Raw genomic sequence first — 8,116 nt, forward strand, 5'->3', positions numbered from 1 at the left:
AATATTCTGCGGGATGCCGATGTCAAAGCTTATCTGAGCGATTTTGGTTTTGCCAAATCGCTGGCCTTCGCTGATAGCAGCACTTCGATGAGTGTCAGCGGGGGGGCATTAGGAACCCCGGCCTATATGGCGCCCGAAGCATGGGATGGCAAAGGCTGGACACCCGCCGCCGATGTTTATAGTCTGGCCTGCGTGCTGGTAGAAATGCTGACTGGTAAATTGCTTTTTGATGGTGGTTCACTCTCCGAAATCGTCAAACAACACGTTGTGGAGGGGCCGCGTTTTCCCGATCCCTGGCCTGCGCCAGAGATGGCCGCCAAAGAAGTTGTTCTACGCCAGGCGCTGGCGATGAAGTCCGACGAACGTTTTTCATCTGCCGGGGTATTTGCCGATGCGCTCGCCAGCGAAAGCCATAGGCCGGATGGACCTGGTCACCCTTCGCCCCCTCCGCCTGAGCCTGAAGAAACAATCTTCGACAATATCGCTGACTGGTGGAAAGAAACCATCCCTTTCTTAGTGCAGCGCGCTCGGGATGCATCCGCAAAACTGGGCAACGCCCTGCAAAAGACCAGGCCCTTTTGGCTGCAAATTTTCAGGAAGAAATCGATATGGATCGGTCTGGCGGCAGTACTGCTGATGGCGGCCGTGATCGGTCTGGGCAGCCAGTTGCCGATGCCACCCAGCGCTCCTGAAATTAACAGTTCACTGTATTTTGTGTCCAATCGAAGTGGCAAAGATGAAATCTATCGGCTGCGGGATACAGGGGCTGAGCGATTGACATCCACACCCGGTGGGGGGAAAAGTTGGGACCCCTTTGTCAATTTATCTGGAACCATGTATTTTGTCTCGGATCGCAGCGGGAAGGCAGAAATCTATCGTTTACGGGAAACCCAAGTCGAGCAGCTTACATCGACACCGGGAAATGGAGAAAGTTGGTCCCCATTTGTTAGTGCAACTGGGGCATTGTATTATGTCTCAGATCGTAGCGGCAAGGCTGAAATTTATCGTCTGCGCGATTCTGAAGCCGAGCAGCTTACCTCTACCCCCAGTAATGGTGAGAGTTGGTCGCCATTTATCAGCACAACGGGTGCGTTGTACTTCGTCTCGGATCGTAGTGGCAAAGCTGAAATATATCGTTTGCGCGGCACTGATATTGAGCAAATCACATCCACGCCGGGTAGCGCCGAGAGTTGGTCGCCGATTGTCAGTTTAACGGGAGCGTTGTATTTTGTCTCGGATCGCAGCGGCAAAGCTGAAATCTATCGTCTGCGAGAAAAAGAAGTCGAACAACTCATCTTTACCCCGGGACTTGGTGAAAGCAAATCACCCTATATTGGCTTGTCGGAGGTGTTGTACTTCGTTTCTGACCGGGGCGGCAAGGATGAAATTTATCGGCTCGATGACAATAAAACCGAGCAAATTACGATAACGCTGAAAAGCTGGGAGAGCACGTCACCGTTTGTCTATCCATAAAACACTTTAGGAGGTTTTTCATGGGCATTACATCTTTAATTCTTGGCATTTTATCGTTCACTGGGGTCTGCGTCTCACTGATCCCACTACTTAATATACTCAACTGCATCACCCTGCCAGTAGCCTTGATTGGAGCAATCCTGGGCCTGGCTGATTTGATCAGCAATAAGGATGAGCGTAACGGCGCGGCCGTTGGCGGCCTGATTTTGTGCGGCTTGGCCTTGCTGGTTGGTGGTGCACGCGCAATTATTAGCCTGCTAACTACGGGTGGGATTGTGTAGGCAATGCGCTATCAACCCGGTCAAACTCTGCTGGATAAATATCGCATTGAAGCGCATATTGGACGTGGGGCGTTCGCAGATGTGTATCATGTTACACATCTGGAACTTAACGCACCTAGAGCCATTAAGGTTCTGCATCGTGATGAACCTGGGTTGGGCAGTACGCAATATCAGGATTATCAGCAGCGATTTCGTCTCGAAGCACAATTGGGAGCCAAAATTAATCATCCCAATGTTGTGCGTATCTATGATTTTGAAAAGGATGCTGATACGCTGCTTTTGGTGATGGAATACGCGGCGGGTGGCTCTCTCAGTAAACGCCTGAAAACTATGGAAGCCACAAAGCAGCATATGTCAGTTCTGTCTGCTTTGCGCGTTTCAGAAGAAATTGCTGCGGGCTTGAGCGCATTGCACAAAAAAGATATTGTGCATCGTGACATCAAACCCAGTAATATCCTTTTCGATACCGATGGAGTGGCAAAGGTGGCTGATCTGGGTTTAGTGCAGATCCCTGGCGGGCCAAGCATGCGCTCGCAAATCAGTGAAACCGCCTCACATCCAGGTACGCCAGGATACATGAGTCCAGAGCAGGAAACCACATCGGCCTATTTGAAACCCTCATCGGATGTCTATGCTTTGGGTGCTACCTTATTTCAGCTCTTAACTGGAAGGTTGTATGCCAGCCAAAAGACAGGACAGACCGCGAGTGTGTTGCGGGAAGATGTTCCCACTCAGGTGGATGAACTTCTGGCGAAGCTATTAGCGAAGGATGCTGATATGCGTCCCTGGGGTGGCGCAGAAGCCCTGACGCTCATTCAGGCTGCACAAAATAGCAAAAAAGAAATCTTGACCAAGTCTGGAGTGGGTGTTTCGATGCCCGTAAAGGAGAAAAACATACCAGGGGGATATGCCCTGGCAATTGTGGGGGTTCTTGTGCTCATCGCCGGGGGGCTTTGGTTTGCGTTTGGGGACTTCTCCCGTAGTGAAGAATACCCTACCCCAGAGCTTTATACTTCCGTGATGTTAGGTGAATTCAATCTGGCGGTTGCTGAGTTCATAATTGATCAGGGAAATTTGGACGCGGAAACGGGCCTGGCCGTATCGCAACAAATATATCAGCGCATTGATAAGAGTTTGCAGGAAATTACCCAAGCAGTAGATATGCTCTATGAAGTACGCGGTCCCGATCAAATTGGTCCGATAGCTGGAGCAACAGCCGAAAAGCGTGCTGATTCAGCAGCAAAACTGGCTCAACAAATAAACGCGGACCTTGTTATCTACGGGACTATTTCTGATGATGGCACAAGTCAAACGATTACTCCAGAACTGTATATTTCAGAACGCTTATTTAGCCTTATCCCGGAATTTTTGGGGCGTCATCCATTGGGTGAAGCCATCCGCATCCCCGGTGGGGCAGGTAGTTTGGTGAGCCGGGTTGAGGCCAACCGGGATATTGCTGGCCGGGGACAGGCGATTGCGTATATTGCTACGGGGGCATCATTGTTTAGCCTTATGGAGTATGAAGATGCATTCTCGTTCTTTGAAATTGCCTTGCAAGCAGATGGGTGGGAGGGGGATACGGGCAAAGAGAGCTTATATCTCATGCTGGGGAATGCTGCCGGGAAGCTGGAGCGTGTTGACGATGCAGAGAATTACTTTAATCTTGCGTTGGTGGCAAATCCACAATATGCGCGTGCCTATATTGGTCTTGGTGAAACCTATTTTGTGCGAGCGTTGGGTATTCCCCCTGTAAATACTTTTTCAGAAATTTCACAGTCTGATCTGAATTTGGCCGAAGAACAATATTTAGCCGCGCTATCAGCTACGGACCAGCCCCCTACGGCAGATATTCCTGTCAAAGTTGATTTTGGCATGGGACGATTATCCCTGGTGCGTTATCAAATTCTGGGGACGCAATCGTTGTTGACGGATGCTTCTACACATTTTCAAGCTGTCGTTGATGCTGCCGAAATAGGCAATACGCGCATAGCAGAATTTGTTGCCCAATCACACGGGCATCTTGGTTCGGTTGCCGTACTCTCTGCTGATCTTGATACGGCTCAACACGAATATCAAATTGCAGCAGAAATTTCTCAATCGCCGCGTGCAAAAGCGGCTTTTTGGGCGCAGTTGGGGAGTATTTATCAGCAATTGGGTGATACCAATTTGGCTATTGACGCTTACCAACAAGCGGTTGCCATTACGTTAGATGAAGATGCACGTCAAAAATACCAACAAGCACTTGCTGAAATTGAGAATCGCTGAAAAGCGAAATGGGAGGTACAAATGCTGCCAAAGAAGGCTTTCTATCCAATAATGATCCAAATATTGCTTTCTTTAGTTCTCGTGGGATGTCGTCCTGAACCTGAAACCGTGGTGGTTGTTGAATATGTGACTCGAACTGCCGTTCAGACAACAAAAATTATTCCGAGCGCTACGCCGAAAACGAAGATCAATGTGCCACTAAGCATTGATGTTGTAGATTCGCCTACAACTACACCGATGAAAGCTGTTGCTTTTGAAAAATATCCAGGCTTTTCGACCGTGGTTACTCTGCCAAACGATATTCTATTGCCCGGTGAAATAAACAATGATAGCAATATGATTGATTCATTAGCTATATTTGGGATGGGGGGAGGCGCTCCTGAGGATACTTCAAATAACCCAATCGTGTACATTGATGCAGGCATGGTAAATATATTTAACTACCCAACACGAGAAAATATAATCATTGAACTTGTTCGCCCAGATGGCTCTGTTCTGGTAAAGAATAAGAATAATGTGTCGGATTTTACCTACTGTTTTGATAATAATCTATTACTTCAATCTGGCAAATATTCGATCCGAGTAAGTTCTTTGTCTATTCCGGTAGCGACCGCTTCGTTCAGTATTTCTTATTCTAATAGGCCACAAGTATTTCTTTCCCGAAGGTCAGAGGGTTTCTATGGGTGTTCAGATGCAGTTGTCGAAGGGGAAGAAACGCAGATTTTCTTTTCTGGATACAAACCTAACGAAACCGTTCTTGTTGCCGTTTATTTGGATGATGGTGATAATTACACAATTCTGAAAACCTGGGAAGCCGAAGTAGATGCTACTGGAAGGTTGGTGCAAGAAATTGAGTCCCCTCGGGTTCGCGAACGTGGAACGTATGGAATTGCTGTTTTTGGTGAAGAACTTTCTGAGGTCAGTTTTGCAGCAACAGAAAGATTCTATGCATCGGCAGCTACAACTTTTTATGTGCTTGCCGCTGCAGAATCGTTGCCACAAGTAGTTCAGGTTACAATTACACCGCGCCCGATCAAGCAAACACTAACTCCGGCAGGTTTTAATTGCTTTAAAGCACCAGAGCCTAGGGTTGATATTGATGATTCTATTCGCGTAACCTATACGGATGGCACACCATTGCGTTTGCGTTCTGCACCAGAAGTAAGCAACAACAATATTATTGAACTGATCCCCGAAGGTGGCCGGATGAAAGTGCTTGATGGCCCAGTTTGCGAACCACGTCCAGGGCGAAATGATGCATTTATATACTGGAAAGTTCGTGTGACTTCATCTGGTCTGCAAGGATGGGTTGCCGAAGGTGATCTGTATAATTACTATATCGAAAAATATCCCTGATTCTTAGGAGACTAACTATGAAGGCACACTTTCGTTTTACGCTTGTATTTGTAATCCTGTTGTTGGTGACTCAGCCCTTAATGGCGGTTGCGGCTCAAGAAAAGCCCGTCACCCTGCATATTGATTGGGTGGATATTTCCAATTTCCCGCAGGTCACTGTATTAGTGAGCGCCTGGAATGCCGATGGCCTGCCATTGGCTGGGCTTGCTCCCGAGAATTTTTCGCTGCAAGAAGATGATGGCGATGCATTCCAGCCCATCACTGCGCAAGCCGACCTGAATGTGGCGCTTTCGGTTGGGCTGGTGCTGGATGTATCCGAAAGCATGTTCGGCAAGCCGATTGAAGACGCCAAAGCCGCGGCCACGCGTTTCCTGGATCGTCTTGAGCCGGGGGACAGGGCATCCCTGATCGCATTTTCCAGCACCCTGGATCCCAACCCCACTTCCCTGAATCCAAGCCTGGAGATTGCATTCACCGATCATCTGGACCCGATTTTTGATCTGGTTGCCAGCCTGCAACCCTGGGGTCAAACCCACCTCTTTAATGCGGCAGCCAAAGCGGTGGGTTTAGCCAATGGCGAGCCTGAAGGTCGCCGGGCTATTTTACTCCTGACGGATGGCCGTAATGAGCCAGCCGAACTTGGCGATCCGGATGAAGGCATCCACCTGGCTCAAGAAGCGAATATCCCCATCTTTGTGATTGGCCTGGGCAAAGATATCGATGAACCTTACCTGCGCCGTTTGGCAACGGAGACCGGTGGCCTGTTTCGGGCTGCCCCGAGTTCATCGGAATTGGGCCATCTCTTTACGGATATGGCAACGTTGTTGAAAACCCAATACACCCTGACCTTCGAGTCGAGTCTGCCGTACGACGGGCTGGTGCATACATTAAACTTGACTCTCGATACAACCTTGGGCAGCGATTCGCAAAGCATCGAGTTTGGCCCCTTGCCGTATGTATCCCCGACGCCCACAATCACCCAGACTTCCGTCCCAACGGAGACGCCGCTGCCTACTGCGACGACAACCCCCAGCCCCACGCCGACGAATACAGCCACGGCGACCGCGACGGTCACAGCCACCGCGACAGCAACGCTCACCCCAACCCCAACGCCTATACCCACCTTTGTTGAGCGAGTGGAGGGTAGTTTTTCAATCTGGTGTCCGGGTTTACTCGTGCTTGGTTTGGCGGCCCTGTTGCTGATTATCTTCCGGCGCAAGCCAAAGCAGAAAGAAGAAAAATGTGCCAAATGCGGCTTCGATATGACCGGCAAACCCGGCGCCTGCCCGCAGTGTGGCGAAACGCGGCGACTGCCGAAGTTTAAGCAGTGAACCAAGAAGAATCCGCTAATCTACGCTAATCGTCGCGAATAAATTAGCGAAAATTGGCGCAGATTTGCGGATCAAGGACAACCTATGACACTCGATATAAAACTCGATCAGTACACCCTGATAGAAGAAATCGGCCGCGGTGGCTTTGGTACGGTCTACCGCGCGGTAGATGAAACGCTGCAAGTCGAACGGGCGGTGAAAGTGCTGCACCCGGCCCTGGTTGCCGACCCATCCTTCATCGAGCGCTTTCGCGAAGAGGCCCGTCTGGTGGCGCGGCTCAAACATCCTCATATCTTATCGGTTTATGCGCTGGGTGAGGATCAGGGCCGTTTTTACCTGGTCATGGATTATATACCAGGCGGCTCGCTGAAAGATCTGCTGGCCGAAGATGGCCCCTTGCCATTCGCGCGCGCCCTGGAAGTGCTCATGCAGATTGCCAGCGCTCTGGACTATGCCCACGGGCAAAACCTGGTGCACCGTGATGTCAAACCCGGCAATATCCTTCTCGATGCGCAGGGCAACGCCTACCTGACCGATTTCGGCTTTGCCAAGTCGCTGGCTGCGGCGGATAGCAGCACAACCATGAGCCTGACCGGCGGCATTTTGGGTACGCCCGCCTATATGGCCCCCGAAGCTTGGGATGGACAAGGGTGGACATCCGCGGCGGATGTGTACAGCCTGGCTTGCGTGTTCTTCGAAATGCTAATGGGAAAACCGCTCTTCGATGGTGAAAGCCCGACCCAGTTGATGAAACAGCATATCATAGAAGGTCCGCAGTTCTCGGAGGTCTGGCCGCATGGGACGCCAATAGCGTTAAATGCCTGCCTGGAAAAAGCGTTAAACAGCGAACCCGCGGCGCGTTTCCCAAATGCAGGGCGTTTTCAGGAGGAGCTAGAAACACTTGGTCAATTGCAACTCGTCCCAATCGGTGAAGCGGTTACCTCTACTGAGCCTGTTACTCCCCGGCATATTGACGTATTGACCGATTCTCCAGTGCCGTCCCGTCGCAGGCCTGGATGGAAACTGTTGCGTATCTTCGTAGCCCTGATCGTCTTGGTTGGGGTTGGCGTTGGATTTGGGGTTGGGCGATGCACCTTACCACCGCAATCCAGTCTGACGATAACCAGCATGGCAGACGCCTTGGGTGTCGATCGGCCAATTGACACTCTTACCCCAGCAACTGAAATAGCTAAGGTAGGTGTCTCCGCTACGGTTGAGCTAATTGGTACGCCAATACCTTTACTCGAAGACACCCCGATCACAAAGCACAAGCCTGAAGCTGGGGATACTCAAATTTCACCAGTTGATGGCATGGTGATGGCTTATGTCCAAGAAGGAATATTTGTTATGGGTAGCGACGGCGGTGATAGCGATGAAATCCCTGTGCATTCTGTTTATTTGGATATGTAT

The 8,116-nt window shown here is 50.2% G+C and carries 6 protein-coding genes; all 6 read left to right on the forward strand.

Going from position 1 to position 8,116, the window contains the following annotated elements:
- Positions 1-1,473: protein kinase (locus HN413_16225; GenBank protein ID MBT3391946.1), on the forward strand; the 1,473-nt coding region annotated here is incomplete at its 5' end.
- Positions 1,474-1,493: 20 nt separating this feature from the next.
- Positions 1,494-1,754, forward strand: a complete 261-nt coding sequence (locus HN413_16230) for a hypothetical protein (protein MBT3391947.1) — start codon at positions 1,494-1,496, stop codon at positions 1,752-1,754.
- A 3-nt stretch (positions 1,755-1,757) separates the two neighbouring features.
- A complete protein-coding gene (locus HN413_16235) occupies positions 1,758-4,019 on the forward strand; it encodes a protein kinase (protein MBT3391948.1) in 2,262 nt (753 codons plus the stop codon).
- A 21-nt stretch (positions 4,020-4,040) separates the two neighbouring features.
- Positions 4,041-5,375, forward strand: a complete 1,335-nt coding sequence (locus tag HN413_16240; GenBank protein MBT3391949.1) for a hypothetical protein — start codon at positions 4,041-4,043, stop codon at positions 5,373-5,375.
- A gap of 17 nt (positions 5,376-5,392) precedes the next feature.
- A complete protein-coding gene (locus HN413_16245) occupies positions 5,393-6,706 on the forward strand; it encodes a VWA domain-containing protein (protein MBT3391950.1) in 1,314 nt (437 codons plus the stop codon).
- An 84-nt stretch (positions 6,707-6,790) separates the two neighbouring features.
- The coding region (locus tag HN413_16250) for a serine/threonine protein kinase (GenBank protein ID MBT3391951.1) at positions 6,791-8,116 on the forward strand (1,326 nt) is incomplete at its 3' end.

The organism is Chloroflexota bacterium (assembly GCA_018648225.1).
GTDB lineage: Bacteria > Chloroflexota > Anaerolineae > Anaerolineales > UBA11858 > NIOZ-UU35.